Origin of the sequence: Streptomyces sp. DSM 40750 (genome assembly GCF_024612035.1) — a bacterium.
GTDB lineage: Bacteria > Actinomycetota > Actinomycetes > Streptomycetales > Streptomycetaceae > Streptomyces.
Window position 1 is genome coordinate 10,146,496 of sequence record NZ_CP102513.1, and the last position, 22,394, is coordinate 10,168,889.

The 22,394-nt window shown below is 72.5% G+C and carries 14 protein-coding genes; 5 read left to right on the forward strand and 9 right to left on the reverse strand.

Annotation, left to right across the window (positions count from 1 at the left end; genetic code table 11):
• Window positions 1-52 precede the first annotated feature (52 nt).
• The 4 genes from JIX55_RS44475 to JIX55_RS44490 form a co-directional block, all read right to left on the reverse strand.
• A complete protein-coding gene (locus JIX55_RS44475) occupies window positions 53-2,218 on the reverse strand; it encodes an NHLP family bacteriocin export ABC transporter peptidase/permease/ATPase subunit (RefSeq protein ID WP_257568887.1) in 2,166 nt (721 codons plus the stop codon).
• 97 nt (window positions 2,219-2,315) lie between these two features.
• Window positions 2,316-3,122, reverse strand: coding sequence for an HlyD family efflux transporter periplasmic adaptor subunit (locus JIX55_RS44480; protein WP_257568888.1), 807 nt, complete (start codon window positions 3,120-3,122; stop codon window positions 2,316-2,318).
• A gap of 103 nt (window positions 3,123-3,225) precedes the next feature.
• Window positions 3,226-3,441 (reverse strand): hypothetical protein, encoded by a 216-nt coding sequence (locus tag JIX55_RS44485; RefSeq protein WP_033528587.1) that lies wholly within the window; start codon window positions 3,439-3,441, stop codon window positions 3,226-3,228.
• Window positions 3,442-3,941: 500 nt separating this feature from the next.
• Window positions 3,942-4,355: a PaaI family thioesterase gene (locus JIX55_RS44490; protein WP_257568889.1), complete on the reverse strand. Its 414-nt coding sequence runs from the start codon at window positions 4,353-4,355 to the stop codon at window positions 3,942-3,944.
• Between the two features lie 293 nt (window positions 4,356-4,648).
• Here JIX55_RS44490 and JIX55_RS44495 point away from each other — a divergent pair, with 293 nt between their 5' ends.
• Window positions 4,649-6,010 (forward strand): S1 family peptidase, encoded by a 1,362-nt coding sequence (locus JIX55_RS44495; RefSeq protein WP_257568890.1) that lies wholly within the window; start codon window positions 4,649-4,651, stop codon window positions 6,008-6,010.
• A gap of 224 nt (window positions 6,011-6,234) precedes the next feature.
• On the opposite strand, the gene JIX55_RS44500 is transcribed toward JIX55_RS44495, so the two are convergent.
• Window positions 6,235-8,376: a SpoIIE family protein phosphatase gene (locus JIX55_RS44500; RefSeq protein ID WP_257568891.1), complete on the reverse strand. Its 2,142-nt coding sequence runs from the start codon at window positions 8,374-8,376 to the stop codon at window positions 6,235-6,237.
• Between the two features lie 281 nt (window positions 8,377-8,657).
• Here JIX55_RS44500 and JIX55_RS44505 point away from each other — a divergent pair, with 281 nt between their 5' ends.
• Window positions 8,658-9,260 carry a response regulator transcription factor gene (locus tag JIX55_RS44505; RefSeq protein WP_257568892.1) on the forward strand — a complete coding sequence of 201 codons (603 nt, stop codon included), beginning with the start codon at window positions 8,658-8,660 and terminating at the stop codon, window positions 9,258-9,260.
• On the opposite strand, the gene JIX55_RS44510 is transcribed toward JIX55_RS44505, so the two are convergent.
• The 4 genes from JIX55_RS44510 to lanKC all read right to left on the reverse strand — a co-directional run bounded on the left by JIX55_RS44510 (window position 9,229) and on the right by lanKC (window position 16,479).
• Window positions 9,229-11,064, reverse strand: a complete 1,836-nt coding sequence (locus JIX55_RS44510; RefSeq protein ID WP_257569703.1) for an ATP-binding cassette domain-containing protein — start codon at window positions 11,062-11,064, stop codon at window positions 9,229-9,231. The genes JIX55_RS44505 and JIX55_RS44510 overlap by 32 nt on opposite strands.
• A gap of 320 nt (window positions 11,065-11,384) precedes the next feature.
• Complete coding sequence (locus tag JIX55_RS44515; RefSeq protein ID WP_257568893.1) at window positions 11,385-13,364, reverse strand: ABC transporter ATP-binding protein; 1,980 nt, start codon at window positions 13,362-13,364, stop codon at window positions 11,385-11,387.
• Between the two features lie 138 nt (window positions 13,365-13,502).
• A complete protein-coding gene (locus JIX55_RS44520) occupies window positions 13,503-13,619 on the reverse strand; it encodes a SapB/AmfS family lanthipeptide (RefSeq protein WP_005483995.1) in 117 nt (38 codons plus the stop codon).
• 85 nt (window positions 13,620-13,704) lie between these two features.
• Window positions 13,705-16,479, reverse strand: coding sequence for a class III lanthionine synthetase LanKC (gene lanKC, locus JIX55_RS44525; protein WP_257568894.1), 2,775 nt, complete (start codon window positions 16,477-16,479; stop codon window positions 13,705-13,707).
• Window positions 16,480-16,731: 252 nt separating this feature from the next.
• On the opposite strand from lanKC, the gene JIX55_RS44530 reads away from it, so the two are divergent.
• The 3 genes from JIX55_RS44530 (at window position 16,732) to JIX55_RS44540 (ending at window position 22,391) form a co-directional block, all read left to right on the forward strand.
• On the forward strand, window positions 16,732-19,182 hold the full coding sequence (locus tag JIX55_RS44530) for a SpoIIE family protein phosphatase (protein WP_257568895.1): 2,451 nt from the start codon (window positions 16,732-16,734) through the stop codon (window positions 19,180-19,182).
• 484 nt (window positions 19,183-19,666) lie between these two features.
• Window positions 19,667-20,170: a metallophosphoesterase family protein gene (locus tag JIX55_RS44535; protein ID WP_257568896.1), complete on the forward strand. Its 504-nt coding sequence runs from the start codon at window positions 19,667-19,669 to the stop codon at window positions 20,168-20,170.
• A gap of 337 nt (window positions 20,171-20,507) precedes the next feature.
• Window positions 20,508-22,391 (forward strand): cellulase family glycosylhydrolase, encoded by a 1,884-nt coding sequence (locus JIX55_RS44540; protein ID WP_443046672.1) that lies wholly within the window; start codon window positions 20,508-20,510, stop codon window positions 22,389-22,391.
• The last annotated feature ends 3 nt before the right edge of the window (window positions 22,392-22,394 follow it).

Sequence of the window (22,394 nt, forward strand, 5' to 3'; positions counted from 1 at the left end):
CTGGCCCCCGTGACCGCCCTGGTCCCCGTAACCGTCGTGGACGGAGGTCATCTCATCGCTCCCTGACCAGCTGGGCGTACGCGCCGCCGCGTGTCACCAGTTCCTCGTGCCGGCCGCGCTCCACGATCGTGCCGTGTTGCAGGACGACGATCTCGTCGCTGTCGCGGACCGTGCTGAGCCGGTGGGCGATCACCACGCAGGCGCAGCCGCGCTTGCGGAGGTTGTCCATGACGGTCAGCTCGGTCTCCGCGTCGAGCGCGCTGGTCACCTCGTCGAGGACCAGGATGCTGGGCCTGCGCACCAAGGCCCGCGCGATCTCCAGGCGTTGACGCTGACCGCCGGAGAAGTTGCGGCCGTCCTGCTCGACCCTGCTGTTGATACCGCCAGGGCGGCGGGTCACCACGTCGTACAGGGCCGCGTCCCGCAGCGCCTCCACCACGGCCTCGTCCGGGATCGACGGGTCCCACAGGGCCACGTTGTCGCGGACCGTGCCCTCGAACAGGAAGACCTCCTGGTCGACGAAGGAGACGGACGCGGCGAGCGCGCCGCGCGGGATGTCCTCCAGACGCCGGCCGTCGATGCGGATCACGCCCTCCCAGGGGGTGTACAGGCCCGAGATCAGCCTGGACACCGTCGACTTGCCGCTGCCGGAGCCGCCGACCAGCGCCACCTGCCGGCCGGGGCCCACGGTGAGGTCGAAGCCGGTGAGCAGGGGCTTGTCGAGGGGGCTGTAGCCGAAGGTGATGTTCTCCAGCTCGACGTGGCCGTGCAGCCGGCGGGTGGACTCGGCGGCGTCCGGGCGGGCGTACAGCGGGTCCGCCTGGAAGTTCTCCACGTCCTTGAGGCGGGCCACGTCGGCCGCGAAGTCCTGGATGCGGCCCGCGACGCCGTTGAGGCGGGTGATGGGCGCGGTGAACCGGGTGACCAGCGCCTGGAAGGCGACCAGCAGACCGACGGATATGTGGCCCTCGACCGCGCGCATGCCGCCGATCCAGAGGATGAGCGCGCTGTTGAGCGTGGCGAGGGTCGGGGCGACCACCCCCAGCCAGGCGCTCGGCACCCCGAGCCGCTGCTGCTCCTCCAGCGTGGTGGCGTGCTGCCCGGCCCACTTGCGGAAGTAGCCCTCCTCGCCGCCGGTCGCCTTCATCGTCTCGATCAGCTGGAGACCGGTGTACGCCGTGTTGGTGAGCCGGGCACTGTCGGCCCGCAGCTTCGCCGTACGGGTCGCGCGCAGCCGGATCACCACCCGCATCGCCACCACGTTCAGCAGCGCCACCGCGATGCCGACGAAGGTGAGCTGCGGGTCGTACGTATAGAGGAGTACGGCGTAGAGGACGACCACGACCGCGTCCACACCGGCGGCCGCGAGATCGCGGGCCAGGGTCTCGGCGACCGCGTCGTTGGACTGGAGCCGCTGGACGAGGTCGGCGGGGCTGCGCTGGGAGAAGAAGGTGACGGGCAGGCGGAGGAGATGGCGCAGGAAGCGGGCGCTGGACAGGGTGGAGGAGATCAGGCGGCCGCGCAACAGGTTCGCCTGTTGCAGCCAGGTCAGCAGGACCGTCAGCAGCACGCACGCGCCCATCGACGCGAACAGCACGCCCAGCAGAGAGGTCTGGCCGCCGATCAGGAACATGTCGATGTACGTGCGGCTCAGCGCGGGTACGGCCGCGCCGACCGCCACCAGGAGCAGGCTCGCGAGGACGGCGGCGGGCAGCGTGCCGGAGGTGCCGCGCATCCGGGCCGGCATCGCGCCCAGGACGCCGGGCTTGCGGCCGCCCTTCTTGAAGTCGTCGCCCGGCTCCATGACCAGGACGACCCCCGTGAAGCTGGAGTCGAAGTCCTCCATCGGCACGAACCGGCGGCCCTTGCCCGGGTCGTTGATGTGGACGCCGCGCCGGCCGAAGCGGCGCCCCATGCCGTCGTAGACGACGTAGTGGTTGAACTCCCAGAACAGGATGGCCGGTGCCTTCACCTCGGCGAGGGCGGCCACGTCCATCTGCATGCCCTTGGCGGACAGGCCGTAACTGCGGGCCGCCTTCAGGAGGTTGCTGGCGCGCGAGCCGTCCCGCGAGACACCGCAGGCGATGCGCAGTTCCTCCAGCGGGATGTGCCGTCCGTAGTGGCCGAGGACCATGGCGAGGGAGGCGGCGCCGCACTCCACGGCCTCCATCTGGAGGACGGTGGGCGTGCGGACGGTCTTCTGCCTGCCCTTGGGCACTGGGCGCCTCTGCGGGGCGGCCTTGCGTCTGCCGCGCGTCGGAGGCTGTGCGGTGTCCTGGGTGGGGGTCACGGGAGCGGCCAATCGATGGATGAAGTCACGGGAGCAGCCAATCGATCGGACGCTCGTCGGCCATGCGGATCGAACCCGTGGCCATGGTCATGGACGTCAGCTCGAACGGCGGCCCGTCCTGCGAGGACCACTCGTAGCCCGACTCGGTCGACGCCTCGCGGTCCAGCCGTACGGTGACGGCCACCGGCCGGCCCTTCTTGGTGAACTGCTCGCCCAGCTGGCTGTCGCCGAGGAACGCGCCGATCGACTGCGGGGTCTGCGCGGTGCGGTCCACCTTCTTCACATGGCCGCGCAGCACGCCGTACTGCTGGGTGGGCGCCGACTGCACGGTCAGGTCCACGGCGGCGTTCTCCGGGATCGACGCGGCGTTCTCGGCGGGGACGTACACCGTGGCGTACAGCGGGTCGTCGGCGCCCGCGACCTTCTCGATGGCCGCGACATCGGCGCCGGTGGAGATGATCTGGCCGATGGTGGCGGCGAGCGCGGAGACCCGGCCGGCCGCGACGGACCGTACGACGGTCTCGCCCTCGGCCGTGGCGACCTTCAGGACCGGGGACCTGGCGGGCAGCCGCTCGCCCTGCTTCGCGAGCACGGCGGTGACCTGGCCGGCGACCGGGCTCTGGAGGACGTAACTGCCCTGCCCGTGGGTGAGGACGGCGGGTGCGCCGACCGTGGACGCGACGGAACCCGTGACGGCCCACACGGACGCGGCGGCCATGGCGACCACCGTCACGGACAGCACCAGCCAGCCCTGCGGGCGGGCGAAGCGCACCGGCAGGTCGAGGTCCTCCGGTGACTGGAGTTTGGCGAGGGCCTGTTGGCGGAACTGCACGGTACTTCCCTCACCTGCGCAACGTGAGACAAAGGACTTTCAGGCACCCGAGAGTCCCGGAACCTGTCAGGTGGTTCCGGGACTCAGCGGCGTAAGGGCTCGATCAGAGACCGGCGACCAGGCTCGTGACCGGGGCGGTGTTCAGACCGGTGACACCCTCGACGGTGCCGACGGCCGTGTTGACCAGGCCGGAGACCGGGGCAATGCCGTCCACCAGGCCGGTGACGGTGCCGACGGCGTTGACGGACAGGCCACCGGAAACGGCGTCGAGGGCGGCGTCCGAGATCTCGGCGGTCTCAACCTGGGGGGTGGAGTTCATGATGGAACTTCCCTTCGTATAGCTATTCATAAGGGGGGAGCGGCCCCCTTCTGGGGACAGAACGACGGCCGCACACGTGGGTGCCCCACATCTCGTCTCCGAGAGCTTGGCGGACCCCGCGGTGCGATGGATCAAAGCAGATCGCCGCGGCGCACATCCAATCAACATGGCCTCCCACCAGGGGACTTGGTGACCATGACGGTTTATCCGTGCAGAGCCGCGCACGCCTTGGGGCCAGCTTCTTCACACGGATCGCGGCATCGTCATACGTCGTTCATTGCCAGCGGGAAAACGAATGGGGCAGTCCGCGCCAAAGGCACGACGGGCGGGGGCCGGTGTGCAGATCCCTCGTTCGCCGTGACCTCGCTGAGCATTCGGTGTGGAGATTCCCTGAAGCCGGTTTTCCGGTCGACAATGAGAACGGACCGCTGTCGACCGGTGGCTTAACGTAGGTGCCCGGCCGGTAAGTTGTGCGCATTCGCCTCAGAAATGCGTGCTTGTCACCCCAGGAGCGCGTAAACCGTGCTCGCCCGGGCCGCGAGCTCGCCCGAGCCGGCCGTCGTCATGGAGATGTCGGCGAAGGCCATCCGGCGTCCGAGCTTGGTGAGCACCGCCTCGACGAGCACGTCCTCACCCACGACCGCCCGTTGAAAGGTCGTCGACTGCTGGACCGTGGTCATCGGTACGAAGCCACCGCGCGCCGCCGACACCGCGATCACCGTCGCCGTGTCGGCCGCCGCCAGCAGCGCCTGACCCGACAGGGCGCCGCCCTCCCGTGCGAGTCGGCCGGACCACGGCAGCCGCAGAACCGCGCGCCCGTCGTCCAACTCGACGGCCGCGAGGCCCAGGTCGAGCACCCAGGGGGCGAAGTTGGCGGCGAGGATCTTGTCGGCCTCGGCGGGTGTGAGAGTCATGCGGGCATCGTTCCCGCGGACCCGGGCGGGGGAACGCGCGCTCCCCAAACGGGCCGACGGGGCGGGAAGTCGTGAAATGGGGCCCGAACTGCAGCCGTACCGCACTTTGCGAAATGGAAGATCGAAATCTTTTTGCGGGGCGTTGAACACCCCACCGGAACCATGCGTACCAACTGGCAACCAGGCGCCCCCAGTTCACCCGCCGGACGGCGGTACGGACCCCGTCCCCAGGAGGTCAAGAGTTGAGTCACAAACGAGCCACCAAGCGTAAGGCCTTTATAGCGGCAGGCGGCGTGGCGGCAATCGGAGCGGCGGCCCTCATCCTGCCGAACGCCATGGCGTCGCAGACGGAGTCGAACGAGGCAGCCCCGAAGACGCTCGCCGCGAGTGACGCCGGGGATCTCGCCTCCCAACTGCAGGAGTTGCTCGGCGAAGCGTTCGCAGGCGCGTACTACGACTCGGGTGAGCAGCAGCTCATCATCAACGTCATCGACGGCCTCGAGATCGACGGCGACGACAACAACGTGATCATCCAGGCGCAGTCGGCCGGTGCGGAGGTCCGTGAGGTCGAGAACAGCTGGTCCGAGCTCCAGGAGGGCGCGGCGACGCTGAAGGAGGAGGCCAGCGTTCCGGGCACCGCCTGGGCGATCGACCCCCGTACGAACAAGATCCAGGTCACCGCCGACTCCACGGTCACGGGCGAGAACTGGGACACCGTCGAGTCGACCGTCAAGTCGCTCGGCTCGGGCATGGCGACCATCAAGAAGTCCGCCGGCACGTTCAAGACCTTCCTCGAAGGCGGCGACGCCATCTTCGGCGGCGGCGCGCGCTGCTCGGTCGGCTTCAACGTCGTCAACGCGGAAGGCGCTCCGGCCTTCCTGACCGCCGGTCACTGTGGTGTCGCCGAGGCCGAGTGGTCCGAGGAGGAGGGCGGCGCGCCGATCGGCACGGTCGACGCGGCGACCGCCACGTTCCCCGGCGCCGGTGACTTCGCCCTGGTCAACTACAACGACCCGGCGACCCAGGCGGCCAGCACGGTCGACCTCGGCAACGGCGAGACGGTCGACATCAACGCGGCCGGCGAGGCCACGGTGGGCCTCCAGGTCCTCCGCATGGGCAGCACCACCGGTCTGGCCGACGGCCAGGTCACCGGCCTCGAGGCGACGGTGAACTACCCCGAGGGCACGGTCACCGGTCTCATCCAGACCAACGTCTGCGCCGAGCCCGGCGACAGCGGCGGCTCGCTGTTCACCGAGGACGGCCAGGCCATCGGTCTGACCTCCGGCGGCAGCGGCGACTGCACCGTCGGCGGCGAGACCTTCTTCCAGCCGGTCACCACCGCCCTCGCGGCGGTCGGCGCGACCCTCGGCGACGCCGGCGCGGGCGCCGGTGAGGAAGCCGCCGGTGGTGCCGGTGACGCCGCGGGCGCCGGTGAAGAGGCTGCCGGTGGCGCCGCCGCCGGTGCCGGTGAGGAAGCAGGCGACGCGGCCGGTGCCGGTGACGCCGCTGGTGCGGGCGACGCTGCCGCCGCGGGCGCCGGTGAAGAGGCCGGTGCCGGTGAAGAGGCCGGTGCGGGCGAGGAGCATGGTGTCGGCGAGGAAGAAGCCGGTGCCGGCGAAGGCGTGGACCACGACTCCGAGGTCAGCGGCCAGTGACACCGGGGGCGTAGAGCCCACGACCCACCACCGGCCACACCACAGTGGCTCCGGCCGGTAGGTGGAACGGTCCGGCCCTCCGGCGGGAGGGTCGGACCGATTCGTGTTTCCGGGACGCCCGCGCCTCGTAAGGGGCGCGGGCTGTATCGACTCGCGGCTCCGCCGCGTGGGCCCGCCCGGCCACGACGAACCCGTGGATGGAGCAAGGCCCGATGCGCGCCGCCTCACCCGACGGAAGTCGCCCGAAGCAGCAACAACGCCACATCGTCCGCCCGCTCCTCCGCCGCCCCGACCTCCCGTACGAGACTGTCGGCCAGCGCGTCCAAGGGCCGCTCCCCGGCCGCCGCGAGCCGCTCCCCGAGATCGGCCAGCGCGTCCTCGATGTCGACACCCGGCGACTCGATCAGCCCGTCGGTGTAGAGCACCAGCACGGACCCCTCGGCCAACGCCACCTCGGTCGTCGGATACGTCGCCGCCGCGTCGATGCCGAGCAGCGGACCACCCGCGAGGTCGAGCACCTTCACCTTCCCGTTCGGCCGGCGCAGCAACGGCGGTGGATGCCCCGCCCGCGCCATGACGGCCGTCCCGTGCGCCGGGTCGAGCCGCAGATACAGACAGCTGGCGAACAGCTCGGAACCGAGGTCGATCAGCAGCCGGTTGGTGCTGCTCATCACCTCCTCGGGCGCCTGCCCGACGGTCGTGTACGCGCGTACCGCCGTCCGTATCTGCCCCATCAGGCCCGCCGCCGTCACGTTGTGCCCCTGCACGTCGCCGATCACGGCCGAGGCCCGCCCGTGCGAGAGCACCAGGTCGAAGAAGTCGCCCCCGATGTCCATGCCCCGGGTGGCGGGCAGATAGCGGGAGGCCGCCTCGATACCGGGAATCGACGGCAACGAGTGCGGCAGCAGGGCCTGCTGCAGCCCGTGCGCCAGCTGGTGCTTGGCGTCGTACAGCAGAGCCCGCTCCAGCGCCTGGGCGATGAGGCCGCTGAGGCTGGTCAGCACGGAGCGCTCGTCGGCCGGGAACGGATGCGGTTCCGCGTACCCGAGCACCCAGGTGCCCACCGGCCGTCCCGAGGCGATCAGCGGGAGATACGCCCAGGCGTTCAGCCCGTCCGGGGTGTCCTGCCGCATCGGATAGAGGTGCTCCAGCTGCCGACGGGACTCGAAGAAGGCGGGTACCCCGGTGGTGAGGGCGTGCGCCCCGGGCATCGGTGCGCTGAGCGGCATGCCGTCGAAGCGTTCCACGAGGTGGGGGTCCGCGTAGCCGCGGTGCCCGAGCACATGCAGGCGCCCGGCGCGGGAGCCGAGCACCAGGAGGGCCTGGCTGCCGATGGCAGGGACGATCTCGTCGGCGACCAGGTCCACCACGTCCTGCACACCCACCGCCTCGGTGAGCGCGCTCGCCAGCGCCAGCACATGGTTGATGGTCACCAGGCGGCCCGGTCCGTCGCCCTCCAGCCGCTCGGAGTGCTCGGCCTCGGCGACCCCGCGGGCCCGGGAGATCCGTACGCTCAGCCCGTTAGTCCCCGGATACAGCCGGAACGACAGCCAGTCGCTCGGCGGTCTGAGCGCCACGAACGACGTCACGTGCTGGCTCATCAGCGCCGCCCGGTAACGGTCCTCGAACGCGGGATCGTTGAGCCACGGCAAGGACGCCCACAGCTGGGTGCCCAGCAGACCGCTCACCGGGACGCCCAGCAGTTCGGCCGTCGCCGCGTTGGCGAAGGAGATCCGCCCGTGCAGATCGAGCGCGCACATCCCGTACGGCAGCCGCGCCACCATCCGCGCCGCCTCCACCGTGCCGAGGGTCCCGGCGACCATGGTCGCCGACGGCGCCGACAGGTCCGGCTCGGGCAGCACCGGCCGGCCCTCGTCCTCCGCGCGCCGCAGCCGGATCGCGAGCCGGTCGCAGGCCGAGGTGAGGTGGTCCCGCTCGCGGTCGCTGAGTTCCGGCGGGTGCGAGCCGGGCCACGTCAGGAAGACGGCGCCGTACGTGGTGTCGCGGGTCGCCACCGGCAGCGCGGCCAGGGCGAACGGGTAGGGCAGGACCACGGCGATCCGGGGATAGCGGCGGGCCATCTGCTCCTCACCGTTGACCCACACCAGCCGCCGCCCCCGTACCGCCTCGGCGACCGGGACCGGCGCGCTCAGCCCCACCCGTTCCCACGGCGCGGCGAACGACCTCGGCAGCCCCGCCATGACCGCCATCTCCAGGACCGGCTCGTCGGGCGCCAGCAGATAGACGGCGCCCGAGTGGGCCCCGACGTCGTCCATCATCGCGGCCAGCGCCAGCGAGAGCAGCGGATGGCCGACGCGGGCGGTCTCGACGGTCGTCCGCTCCCGGGACGCGTGGACGTCGGACATCCCGACCACCTCCTCGCACGGCCGCGCGGCGGCCCCAGGGTCAAGGCTCCACCCTGGGGGCCACCCGCGCACGGCGAGCGCCGTGCCGTGGAGGAACGGCCCTACCCCCTCCCGCCCGGCCCATGCCCCCCAGATGATGCGCGGCATCGCGTACGGACACCGTGAGTGCGCCCCCACGCACCCCGTTGGCTGGTTCTTCGCGCCCGGGCGCGGTCGGGGGCGCCAACAATGGGCACGCGCTGAGGCGGAGGAAACGACGGCCGGCAGGCGGAGGGGCGAACGTGATCCGGGTACTTCTCGTGCACGACGAGTGTCTGGTCAGGTCGGTGCTGGCGGAGTGGCTCCGCCAGGAACCGGAGCTGGCGGTGTACGACGCGCCGTGGCGCATGGCGCCGGGGCGCGTCCGGTCCCTGCGCCCCGATGTCTGCGCGGCGGACCTGGACTGCGCGGACGCGGTCGGCATCCCGCCCCTCGCCGACCTGCGCGGCGCGGCCGGCCCCGCCCCCGGGCTCCTGGTGCTCGCCCACGCCGGCAGACCCGGACTGCTGAAGCGCGCGGCGGAAGCCGGGGCCCTCGGGTACGTGGACAAGGAGGGCTCGCCGGAGCGGCTGGTCTCCGCGATACGCGAGGTCGCCCGAGGGAAACGTTTCATCGACGACTCCCTCGGCTTCGGCTTCCTCAAGGCCGCCGAGATGCCGCTGACGCGCCGTGAGTTGAGCGTGCTGTCCCTGGCCGCCGAGGGTGCCTCCGTCGCGGAGATCGCCGGCAGCCTGCACCTTTCCCACGGGACCGTCCGCAACTACATGGCCGCGATCACCCGCAAGACCGGGGCGCGCAACAGGATCGACGCGATCAGGATCTCGCAGGGGGAGGGCTGGCTCTGAGGGGCGTCCCGACGGACAGGGGGTCATGGGGGCGAGGCGTCGGTACGGGTGACCAGGCGCCCACCAGGTCCCGGTAGAGCGGCGAGCGGGTCAGCAGCTCGTCGTGCTTCCCGTACGCGACGCACCGCCCGTCCATGACCAGCACCCGGTCCGCGCGCCGGGCCGAGCTGACGCGATGGGCGACCACCACGAGGGTCGTACCCGGCCGCCGGGCGAAGGCCCGCTCCGCCCGCTCCTCCGCCTCCGCGTCCAGGTGACAGGTCGCCTCGTCGAGGATCACGACCGACGCGTACGACAGATGCGCCCGGGCCAGTGCGACGAGCTGCCGCTCCCCGGCCGACAGCGTGCCCGGGTCGACCTCGGCGGCCGGTCCGCCCAGCCGGACCATCAACTCGGTGAGCCCCACCGCCTCCGCGGTGGCCCACAGCTCCTCCTCGGGTACGGGTTTCGGCCGTAGCTCGCCGAGGTTTTCCGCGAGGGATCCCCTGAAGACGTACGCCTCCTGCGGAATGAGCACCCGGTGTGCGCGGGATGTGCCGCCGGGTACCGGCTGCCCACACAAGTGGACGGTGCCGTGCCGGGGGCGCAGGAGACCGGCGACGAGCCCGGTGAAAGTGGACTTGCCGATGCCGCTGGGACCGACGACGGCGATGTGGGTGCCGTGGGGAATGCGGACGCTGAGGTTGTCGATGACAGGGATGCCGGAGGAGCCGTAGGCGAAGGTGACCGAGGAGAGGACGAGGGCGTCGGCGGCCGGGCGGCGGGGTGCGGGAGGTGGGGGGTCGGTGGCGGGGCGGGATGGAGGTGGGGGGTCGGGGGCGGGGCGGGATGGAGGTGGGGGGTCGGTGGCGGGGCGGGATGGAGGTGGGGGGTCGGTGGCGGGGCGGGATGGAGGTAGGGAGTCGGTGGCCGGGTGCGATGGGGGAGCGGTGTCGGTGATCGGCTCTGGCTGTGACGCGGGAGCTGTGTTCGCGGGGTGCGGCCGCTCGCGCGGCGGGGCCAGCCTGCGCAGGACCACCGCGAGCCGGGAGCCGCTGGCGCCCAGACCGTGGACCAGGTTCTGGAGGGCGGGGAGGAGGGCCTGGGTGACGTAGGCGAGGGCGCCGATCAGGGCGCCCGCGGTGACTCCGCGGTCCAGCAGCCAGGGGGCGGCGGCCAGGAGCAGCACGACGGGCAGTTGGCCGCCGATCGCGAGGGAGGCGACGCGTACGACGCCCCAGCGGGCCAGTGAGCGCGCGGCCCGGTGCTCGGTGTCGACGCACCGGCCGGCGTCGGCGGCGACGATCTCCTCGGCCCCGGCCGCCGTGATGTCCCGCAACCCCGGGCAGACGGCGCCGAGACGGTCGGCGAGGGCCTCGTCGGCGACGAGGAAGGTCTCCTGTCTGCGGGCCAGCGGACGGAGTGTCGCCAGGAAGAGGGCCACGCCGGCGAGCAGCGGGGGCCCCACGACGAGGAGCAGCGGCGGGGCCAGCGAGAACAGTCCGATGAGCGCCCCGGCGGCGGTGAACACGAACGAGCGCGACACCATCACCAGCCCGGCGAAGGTGTCCCGGGCGATCTCCACCTGCTGGGTCAGCCCGGACAACGCCCCGCCGTCCGCCTCCCGCACCCCCCGCTCGACCACCCCCCGCACCAGCCGGTCCCGCAACGGCTCCACCAGCGCCGCCACACACCCGTACACCCGCCCGGTCCCGAACGCCCCGACGGCCACCGCCACCGCCCCGACCCCGAGCCACCCCAGCCCGGCCCCCGCCCGCCCCACGAGAAACCCGTCGTCGAGGGCCCGCGCGAGGGCGTACCCCATGAGGAACGTCTGCCCCGTCTCCAGCACGGACCACAGGGCCAGCCGTACGGCCACCCCCGCGCGGCGCCGCAGAAAGCGGAGGCCGCGACGGGGGAGGCCGGGGTCGGGGGGCTGTCGTCGCGTCGGGCCGGTGACGCCCGGGAGTCGAGCGGGAGGGGCGGTGACTCCGGGCTCGGCAGGGGGGCCAGGCGATGCGGTGGAGTGCCGGGCCCGCGTCGAATCGGGCGATGCGGTGGAGCACCGGAACGGCGGGCCCGTCGCCGCGGCCGGGCGGTCGGCCTTCGGCGAGCCGGCAGAGCCTCGCCGTTCCCGGTTGCCCTTCATCGGCCCCCTCCGTCCGGCGGGCCGTGCGGCGCGGCGTCGTCGTCGACGATCTCCGCTCCGCCGGTGTCGCCCCGCACCCCGGTCTCGGCCCCGGCCCCCGCCCCGAACAACTCCCGATACCCGGGCACGCGCCACAACTCCCCATGCGGCCCCACCGCCCGCACCTTCCCCTCGTCCAGCCACGCCACCGAGTCCGCGCGGGCGGCCGTGGAGGCGCGGTGGGCGATGACCAGGCGGCTGCCGACGGTGGTGGGGCCGAGGAGCGCCTCGGTGATGTGGTGCTCGGTGACGGTGTCGAGGCTGGAGAGGGCGTCGTCGAGGACGAGGAGACGGCTGTCGCGGGCGAAGGCCCGGGCGAGGCCGAGGCGTTGGGCTTCGCCGCCCGACAGAGGGGCGTCGGCGCAGGGGGTGGCGTAGCCGTCCGGGAGGCGCCGGACGAAGGTGTCGGCGTGCGCGGCGCGGGCCGCCTCCCGTATGCGGTCCGGTGAGGGGCGCGGGACGCCGAAAGCGATGGTGTCCTCGACGGACTCGCCGAGCAGGGCCGGGCGTTCGAAGGCGTGGGTGATCGCTCGGCGCAGCTCCCGGCGGTCCAGTTCGGGCAAGGGCACGCCGTCGAGCCGTACTTCCCCCTCGTCCGGGTCCGTGAGCCGCCCGGCGACGGCCGCGAGCAGTGACTTGCCCGCGCCCGACCGGCCGACGACGGCGACCGTGGCCCCGGCCGGTACGACGAGATCGACGCCGTCCAGCACGGTGCGCCCACCCCGGCGGACGGTCACGTCGCGCAGTTCCAGCCGCCCTTGTCCGCGGGGGGCGGCTAGCTCCGGCCGCCGCTGTCCGGAGGGGGCGGGCAAGTCCAGCCCCTCTCCAGCGGGATCGCACAGTTCCCGTTGCCCCTCTCCGAAGGGGGCGCGCAGTCCCGGCAGCTTCTGCCCGGAGGGGCCGCCCAGCTCCAATCGCCCCCGCCCGGCCGCCGGGAGCCCGCGCTCGCCGTAGGCGATCGCGCGCTCGGCCAGCACCTCGTCGAGACGTCGGGCCGACGCTCGCGCACGGACCAGCCCCGAGAGCTGCCCGACCAGTACGCCGACGCCGGCCGCCAGCACCGCGTAGCGGGACGCGGCCAGCAACTCACCCACGGACAGGTGCTGTTGGGTGAGCAGGACGCCCGCGGTGGCGACGACGCCGAGCTGGAGGAGCGGTGCCACGGCGGCCGCTCGCGCGGCGGCGCGGCCCTGGACGCGCCACATCCGGTGGCCCTCGCGGGAGAGTTCGGGCAGGGGGCGGAGGACGCGTGTGACGGTCCGCTCGGCCGTACCGGCGGCGGCGATCGTGCGGAAACCGGCGACGGCCTCGGCCAGGCCACCCGCGATACGGCCCTGGGCCTGTTGATAGCGCGTCACACACTCGGAGGAGTCACGGGCGAGCGCGCGGAGCAGCAGCGCGAGCAGCGGGGCGCCGACCAGGAACACCGCCGCGAGCCAGGGGCTGAGCAGACCCAGCGCCACCACCGCGCCCACCGGCGCGGCGAGCGCGGCGAGGAGCGCGGCGACCGTGGTGGGTGCCGTCCCCGCCTGGGCCGCGTTCCCGACGAGCCGGGCCACCAGGTCGCCCGGCCCGAACCGGCCGACGGCCCGTGGCCCCACGGCCAGCACATGCCCGACCAGCCGGTGGCGCAGCCACGCGGTGACCCGGGCGTTCGTGGTCCCGCCGAGCACGGTCTCGACGGCGTCCAGCAGGGCGAGGGCGAGGACCAGCCCGGTGCACCACAGCACCCGGCGCGGGCCGTCCGGGTCACCGGCCAGCAGCAGATCCAGGGCCCGGCCCAGCGCGACCGGCAGCAACAGGTTCGCCCCCGTGGCGGCCACGGCCACGAGCGCCAGGACCGTGCAACGGGGAACGGAGTGCCGGACGGTCGAGCGCGACAGGGGGACGGACGCGGCTGCCGGGCCGGGGGCACCGGCTTCGGTGAGGGTCGTCATACCCGTCCTGACGTGGGATGACCGGATGAGTGAGCCCCGGACGGCCCTCCCCGGACAGGGGGGAAGGAACCGTCCGGAGCTGTGGCACGGCTCAGGCGCCGTGCCGGTTCGACGGACGTCCTGGACGTCCTGTCCGGATCAGAGGCAGAGCGTGATGCTGGCAGCGCTCACACAGGACAGCACGCTCAGGGAGCTGGGGCCGCCGGTGCCGGTGGTCTCGTCGGCTTCCATCGTCTGCAGGTCCAGAAGTGCCATGTCGATTCCCTTCGATTGATGGCCCGCACAGGGCCCTTGGGGACGGGGGTGTTGCGTCACGACTCCGCCGGGCGGCGGAACCGCGTCATTGGGGCCGCCGTCGCAGCGGCGGCAGGAACGGCAGCTGGGCCGTGGCGGCGTCGGCGTCGTCGTCGGTGGCGAGCGCCGCGCCGAGCGCCAGCAGGCACCCCGCCGTTCCGGTACCGAGGTCCATGGAGAGCCGCATCAAGTGGTTTCCGGGGAAGGCCAGTTGCCCCTGGTACGGCATCGAGTGCCAGCCGAGCGCGGCGATCTGTTCCGCGAGCCGCTCCCGTGGGGCACCCGTCCGGGCGAGATGGAGGATCATCCCGGCCCGTCCCTCGAACAGCCCCGGCTGTGCGTAGAAGCGGTAGCCGGCTGCGGCGAGGATGCCCTCGCGCGCTTGCCTGAACTCGTCCGTTCCGGTGCCGGCCGTCAGGTCCAGACAGTCGTCGAGCACCATCCCGACGCCCACGCTCCCGTCGCCGAGGTACGGCATCGTCCGCCATCCCTCGTCGACGGCCAGCCCGCCGTTCTTCTGTACGACCAGACACTCCAGGTCCTGCCGCAGCGCCTCGACCGCGGCGTCGAGGCACGCGTGGTCGCCCGTCGCCTCGTACCGGCGCAGCAGGAACAGCGCGGGACCGCTCGCGCCGCGCAGCAGGCCGGCGCGTCGGCGGGGCGGGGCCGGGCGGGGCTCGGCGAGGCGGCGTACGAGGAGGTGCGCGGTCTCCGCCGCCCGTTCGCGCAGCTCGGACTCGCCGGTGGTCCGCGCCAGTCGGTCCAGGACCAGACCCAGCCCGGCGAGCCCGCCGTGCAGGTCGGACGACAGCTTGTGCCACTTCTCGGCGAGGATCTGCCCGACCAGGTCCAGTGCCCGCTGCCGGTGGCCGAGCCGGTCCAGGGTGTACGCGACGCCCGCGAGACCGTCGTACAGGCCGAGCGGCGTTCCGATCGGCACCGGGCCGGTGTGGTCGAGCAGCCAGCGCTCACCCTCCTCGTACCGCTCGGCGCCGGTCTCGGCGAGCGCGTACAGGACGCCCGCGGCGCCGTGCGCGAGGCCGAGCCCACCCCCGTCGGAGAACTGGGCGACGTCCCCGGGGAAGAGCCGGTCGTCGCGCTCCGGCGTGGCCGAGGCCAGGATCGCCTTGACCATCGAGTCACGGCTGTACGGCCAGTCGCCGGGCTCGGCGAGGGGCCAGCCACGGGGGTCGGCGAGGGGCCGGTCACCTGGTTCGGCGGGGGAGAGGGAGGCGAAGGGCGAGGCTGAGCCGCCGCTCGGTCCCGCCGGAGCCGCCACGGCGGGCCGAGACATCCCGGACGCACCGGCCCCTGCCCCCTCCGTCGGGACACGTGTCCCCGCCGCACGGCTCGGCGCGCGCTCCGCAGGACCGCTTCCCCGGGTGATCTCCGCGACCGCCTCGTCGAGGAACGCCCGCGGCACCTCCGGGAACTGCTTCGCGATCACCTCGGCCAGCTGCGCGGCCTTCGCCCGGTCCACCACGAACAGCGACGTGACCGGCAGGAACAGGGCGAGGCGCAGACACGCGAGGGCGTAGCGGTCGACGTCCGGGCCGGTGCGGTCCGGGGGCGCCAGGAACCCGGGGTGGGCGACGATCTGGCGGCCGTTCTCCTCGGCGGGAGCCGCCGCCTCGAAGTCCAGGAGGGACACCGAGCGCTCGTCGGACGCGACCATGATGTTGAAGACATGCAGGTCGTTGAAGACGATCCCGCGCGCGTGCACCGCCTCGACCGCCTCCTCGACGGCCCGGTGGACGTGCAACGCCCAGGCCGTGTACGCGGCGACAGCCCCCTTCTCGGGGTCCGGCGCGAGCAGCGGGTGCCGTTCGGCGACGTACGAGTTGAGCGGGCGGCCCTCGACGAAGTCCATGACGAGGAAGCGGTGGTCACCGAGCGTGAACCAGTCGCGCACCTCGGGCACGACCCCGAGACCCGCCAGCCGCTCCAGCGCGGCCTTCTCCCGCTCCAGCCGGGTCACCGCGTCGGCCCCGTCGGCGGCCAGCCCGGCGTGCGGGCGCCCCTCCTTGAGGACGACCCGGCGGCCGTCGCGGGTGTCGGTGCCGACGTACACCCCGCCGCCGTTGGAGAAGTGCAGCGCCTTCTCGATGCGGTACGGCAGATCGCCGACCGTGGTCGTGTTGCGTGCCGCCAGCTGCGGTTCCAGGAACGCGGGCAGGGTCACCCAGGCCGGGACATGGAAGGTCGGCTTCCGCTGGTCCGGCACCAGGGTTCCCCCGCCGTCGCGGACGGCCGGGACGAGGGTGCCGCGCTCGTCGACGACGAAGGAGCGGGCGAAGGCGCCGTAGCGGACGTACAGGGGCCCGTCGTTCCAGCGCAGGTCGGTGAGGATGTACGGCCCGTCGAAGCCGTCGAGGAGCTCGCCCAGCTCGCGCAGGACCAGGTGCAGCTGCTCCTCGTCGGCCGGGTAGACCGTCACGAACTTGCCGCTGGTGTCGCGCGCCGCGTACTTCGCGTTGCGCAGGTGCAGCAGATGCGGACCCGGCACGAACTTGAACGGGATCCTCCGGGCCACGCAGTAGTCCCACACGATCGCCGCGATCCGGTCCGCGTTCGCCCGGGTGGCGGAGGCGTGCACTTTCCATCCCTGGGTGGGTCCGGGACGTGGCCGCCGGCCGTCGTCGACCGGGGTCAGCGTCAGCCAGTCACCGATCCGGGCGGCCCGCCAGCCGTCGGGGACCGCGCGCCGGGCCGTCTCGTAGCCGGGCGCCGCGGCGCCGGCGCGGTCACCGGCCGACAGCCGGTCCGGTGTCTCGTAGAAGAGTCTGTCGGCGAGCGCGTACGCCTCGTACCGCTTGTCCATGGCAGTCCCCCGGGTCGTGTGCCGTCGCCCCCTGGGCCGGGTGACGACGAGCCTTCCAGCCCGCCGGAGCGCCCGACAGTCACGGCTGTCACCAGAAACCCGTCACGCGTGTCACGCTGTCACCGTGCGGAACGCATGCGTAAGGACTTGTTCGGCGTCTTTCGATCCCGGACGTGCGCGGGCAGGGGCCCGAGGCCCGCGGAACGGTCGCAGGGGCTGCGCGAGCGGGCCGGACGCGCTGTAATTGCGGACGTGGTCAGTGAGGAAGCAGCGGCACGCGGAACGCGGACGCTGCGCGCCGAACTCGCCCTCAAGACGCTGACCGGTGATCTCGATCCGCAGGAGCGGCTGCACGCCATCCTCGAACAGGTCCTCGTCTTCACGGGCGCGGCCGTCGCCGCCGTGTACGTCCCCGACGGCGAGGGCGGTCTGCTGTCCCTGGCCGGCTCCGCAGGCGTACCGAGGAGCCTGTACGGGCTCCGCGACAGCTATCCGGCGTCCGGGACCACCCCGGTCGCCGAGGCGTGCCGCTCGGGCCGGCCGCGCTGGCTCGGCTCCGGAGACCTCCCCCAGGACGACGACGTCCGCCGCGCGCAGGCCAAGGAGTTCTCGCTGGGTGTGCTGCCGCTGCGCGAGCGCGGCTGCCTGGTCGCCGTCGGCGACGGCACGGACGGCTTCGACGCCGAGGGCCGTCACTGCCTCGACCTGCTCGCCGAGGCGGTCACCAGCGCCGCCACCGCCTCGCCCACCGGGCCCGGTGCCTCGTTCGACCTGGACATGGAGACCGGGCGGGTCAAGGTCGACGGCGGGCTGCTGGAACTGTTCGGCATGGGCCCCGACGACTTCGACGGCCGGGTCGAGACCCTGCTCGCGCTGACCGTGCCCGAGGACCTGCCCGCGCTGATGTCCGTCGTGGAGGCGGACCACATGTCCATCGGCGACCGGGAGCTGGAATTCCGCATCCTGCTCACCTCCGGCGAGCAGAAGTGGCTGCGGCTGCGCGGCCGGCTGCTCCCCGGCAGCCCCGCCGATCCGGCCCGCCCCGCCCGCCTCGTGGGCACCGTCGCCGACGCCTCCACCCTGCGCACCGGCCGCGGCGACGTGGCCCGAATCCAGCGCCTCGCCGCCGCCCTGGCGACCGCCGGCACCGTCCGCGACGTCAGCCAGGCCGTGGTCACCGCCCTGCGCAAACCGCTCCACGCCGACCGGATCGCCCTCGCCGAGCTGGAGAACGACCGCCTGGTCGTCACCGTCCTCGACCCGCCGCACCCGGAGGACTGGCCCGAGGTGTGGCGCACCGAATGGCGCTACGAGTGGCCGGACGCGCCGGTGCGCACCATGCCGACTCTCGCCGCCGCCCTGCGCGAGGGCCGCGCCGCGATCTGGCCCGCCGGAACCGCCCTGGAACCCGCCCTCGCCGACGTCGGCCCCGGCGGTCTCGCCGTCCTCCCGCTGCCCGCCGGCGGCCGCATGGCCGGGGCCTGCCTGATCGGCTGGGACACCCCCCACGACTTCGGCACGGAGGAACGCGCCCTGCTCACCGCCGCCGCGGGCCTCGCCGGGCAGGCCCTGATGCGCGCCCACGCCTTCGACGCCGAGCACGAACTCGTCGGCATGCTCCAGCGCACCCTCCTCCCACGCCGTCTGCCCAAGCTGCCCGGCGCGGTCGCCGTCGCCCGCTACCTGCCCACCACCGCGGGCCTTGAGGTCGGCGGCGACTGGTACGACGTCATCCCGCTGTCCGACAACCACGTCGCCCTCGTCATCGGCGACGTCCAGGGCCACAACGCCGGCGCCGCCACCCTCATGGGCCAGATGCGCACCGCCCTGCGCGCCTACGCCGTCGAGGGGCACCCCCCGGACGTCGTCGTCTCGCACGCCAACCGGCTCCTCGTGGACATGGAGACCGACCTCTTCGCCACCTGCTGCTACGTCGACATCGACATGGAGGAGGGCTCCGCCTGGTACGTCCGGGCCGGACACATCCCGCCCGTGCTGCGTCACCCGGACGGCACCACCGAGATCACCGAGTCGGAGGGCGGCCCTCCGCTCGGCGTCGTCAGACAGGCCGACTTCCCGATGAGCCCGCTGCGCCTGGCCCCCGGCACCCTGCTCGCCCTGACGACGGACGGCCTCGTCGAATCCGCCGACCTGGATGTCGAGGACGGGCTCGACCATATGGCCGCCGAACTGTCCGCCACCGATCCCGCCCACCTCGGAGCGGTCGCCGACACCCTGCTGGCCGGCGCCAACCGCGACGACGACGTCGCCCTGCTCCTCCTGCGCTACGACGGCATGGCCCTGCGCCCCCAGCGCGAGAACTGGACCGTCTGGCGCGTCCCCCAGGCGGTCGGTCAGGCCCGCCGCTACACCCGGCGTGTCCTGCGAGCCTGGGGCATCGAGTCCGAGGCCGACACCGTGCTCCTCGTCGTCTCCGAACTCGTCACCAACGCCCTCGTCCACACCGACGGCCGGGTCCGCCTCGACCTCACCCTCCTCGCCGACCGCCTCCGCGTCGCCGTGGCCGACGCCTCTCCCCGTACGCCGATGAAGCCCACCATCATCGGCTGGGAGGCCACCGGCGGCCGCGGCATCCTCCTCGTCGAGGCCGTGTCGTCGGCCTGGGGCACCGTTCCGGTGAGCGGCGGCAAACAGGTGTGGGCAGAGATCCCCATGGGTGAGGCTTCCCGTGCCGACCTCTGACCCCGGAAATGAGACCTTCCGTAGCGGCTGAGACGTGCCGCGCCGGACGGCTGAGACGCTCTGCGCCCGGTGAGACGTGCCGCGCCGGCTGACGCTTTCCGTACCGGATGACACTTTCCGTACCGGGTGAGACGTGTTGCGCCTGCTGGGACTCTCCGTACCGGGTGAGACGTGTTGCGCCTGCTGGGACTCTCCGTACCGGGTGAGACGTGTTGCGCCTGCTGGGACTCTCCGTACCGGGTGAGACGTGTTGCGCCTGGCTGGGACTCTCCGTACCGGGTGAGACGTGTTGCGCCTGCTGGGACTCTCCGTACCGGGTGAGACGTGTTGCGCCTGCTGGGACTCTCCGTACCGGGTGAGACCTGTCGCGTCGGCTGAGACTCTCCGTACCGGGTGGATCTTCTGTGCCGGATGCGGCCTTCCCCACGGGTGGGACCGTCCACCAGATGACTCCCTGACCCCGTGCGGATGACACCCTGACCCCGTGCGCCTGCTGCTGATGTCCGACACCCACCTGCCCAAGCGCGCGAAAGCGCTGCCCGGACCGCTCCTCGCCGAACTTCCGCGCGCCGATGTGGTCGTCCACGCCGGCGACTGGGTCGACGAGGCCACCCTCGACCTCCTCGAAACCCGCTCCCGCCGTCTGGTCGCCGTGTACGGCAACAACGACGGCCCCGCCCTGCGCGCCCGCCTCCCCGAGGTCGCCCACGCCGACCTCGCCGGCCTGCGCCTGGCCGTCGTCCACGAGACCGGCCCCGCCCAGGGCCGAGAACCCCGCTGCGCCGCTCGCTTCCCCGACACCGACGTCCTCGTCTTCGGCCACAGCCACATCCCCTGGGACACGACCACCGCCACCGGCCTGCGCCTCCTCAACCCCGGCTCCCCGACGGACCGCCGCCGACAGCCCCACTGCACCTACATGACGGCGACGGTCGCGGACGGCGAGCTGACGGACGTACACCTGCACCGGCTGCCACCCAGGACCTGACCACGTCAGGGCCGCACGAGCGGTATGAGGCCGAGGCGGGTTCACCGGGACGGGTTCGGTGGATGGATCACCCCGGTCGTCGCCGTCAGCGGCACCCCGCTGCCGCACTGACCGGCGGCGAGGGCGACCTGAACCTGACCCGGCGCGTCGGCGCCTGAAGGCCGCCGGGAGTTCAGGCGAGGGCTCTGTCGATCCTGTGCGCCGCCGCACAAGGCCCCGCACGGTCGTGTGAGGCAAAGAATCGGTCGTGACAGGTGAACTGTTTGGCGAAACAGGGTACTTACTCGTGCGTCAGTTGCTATTGACGGCTCGCCTGCCCATTGGGACGGTAGTGCACATGTCGAATGTGGCGGACATGTCAAGATTGCGCACTCGTCTGCTCGGTGTCCTGGTACTCGTCACCGGCTTCCTGACCACGGCGGGCCCCACCCAGCCCGCCTCCGCTCTCACTGACGAACTCTGGTTCGACTCGCAGGCCGCGGCCACCCTCACCGTCGAAGGCGGCCGCTTCAAGGACGGACTCGGCCGCGAGGTCGTCCTGCGCGGCTACAACGTCTCGGGCGAGACGAAACTCAAGGAGAACAAGGGTCTGCCCTTCGCCTCGGTCGCCGACGCGAAGAAGTCGGCGACCGCACTCAGGGCGCTCGGCGGCGGCAACTCCGTCCGTTTCCTGCTGTCCTGGGCGTACGCCGAACCGGTGCGCGGCCAGGTGGACAGCGCCTACCTCGCGGCGGCCACCGCACAGATGGGCGCGTTCCTGGACGCCGGGATCCGCGTCTACCCCGACTTCCACCAGGACCTCTACTCCCGCTGGCTGTTCGACTCGGACAGCTGGTACACCGGCGACGGCGCCCCCAAATGGGCCGTCGACCTCGGCGACTACCCCGACGAGTACTGCGGGATCTGCCCGTTCTGGGGCCAGAACATCACCTCCAACGCGGCCGTGACGGAGTCGACGTACGACTTCTGGCACAACACCTACGGGCTCCAGGACTCCTTCCTGGACACCGCCCAGAAGACGATGACGTATGTGAAGTCGAACCTCACGGCCGCCCAGTTCCAGGGCGTCGTCGGCTTCGACCCGTGGAACGAGCCGCATCCCGGGACCCTCGACTCTGGCCAGACCAGCAGGACGTGGGAGAAGGACGTCCTGTGGCCGTTCTACGTCAAGTTCCGCGCCCGGATGGACGCGGCGGGCTGGCAGTCCAAGCCGGCCTTCGTCGAGCCGAACCTCTTCTGGAACGCCAACATCGACTTCCAGAAGCAGGAGGGCGGACTCCTCGACGCGGGCACGATCGGACCGCGCTACGTCTTCAACACCCACTTCTACGACCAGAAGGCGATCTCCGGCGTCTTCATGTGGGGCAAGGCGGAGGACGGCCAGTACGTGAACGACTTCGGGACCGTGCGTGACCGGGCCGCCGCGGGCGGCACCACGGCGATCATCAGCGAGTTCGGGCATCCGCTCGCGGGGTCGGTGTCCGACAAGGCGCCCACGGTCTACAAGGCCATGTACCAGGCGCTCGACTCGCGGGTGAAGGGCGCGAGTTGGTGGGCGAACCCGGCCTCCTCCGGCCCGGTCCTCTCCGGCTCCCAGTGGCAGTGGGACATCTACAACGGGCGCCACCACGAGCTGATGAACGACAACGCCGACAAGGTGGAGGTCGAGGGCGACGCCTGGAACGACGAGGACCTGTCGGCCGTACGTCTCGACGACTCCGGTAAGGCCGTGCTCCGCCAGGACGCCCGGATGCTGGACCGGATCTACCCGAGCGCCACGGCGGGCAGCGCGGTCGCCTTCACCTACGAGGACCGGTCGCGGGACGGCTCCACGACGCTGACGTGGAACCCGGTGCCCAGCTCACTGCCGAACGTCTCCTCGCTCGTCGGCTCGGGCCAGTACTCCCTGCTGGTCTGGCGCTCGGACGGCAGTACCGAACCGACCGAGCTGCACCTCCCGGCGTCGTTCCCCACCGCCTCCACCACGGTGGTGTCCGACCTCGGGGTGACGGCCGCGCCGCCGGCGTACACCACGTCGACGCCGATCGCCGCCGCCAGTGAACCGGGCGGCACCGGCAGCCGCCGCCTGCTCCTCACCGCCGCCGACTCGGGCAAGCTCCACTACGCCCTGGTCACCAACGGCGCGACAGCCCCGTCCGCTGCGCGGCTGAGCGCGGCGCGGACGGAGCTGTCGGGGTGGCTGGCCTCCGAGTTCGGCTAGAAC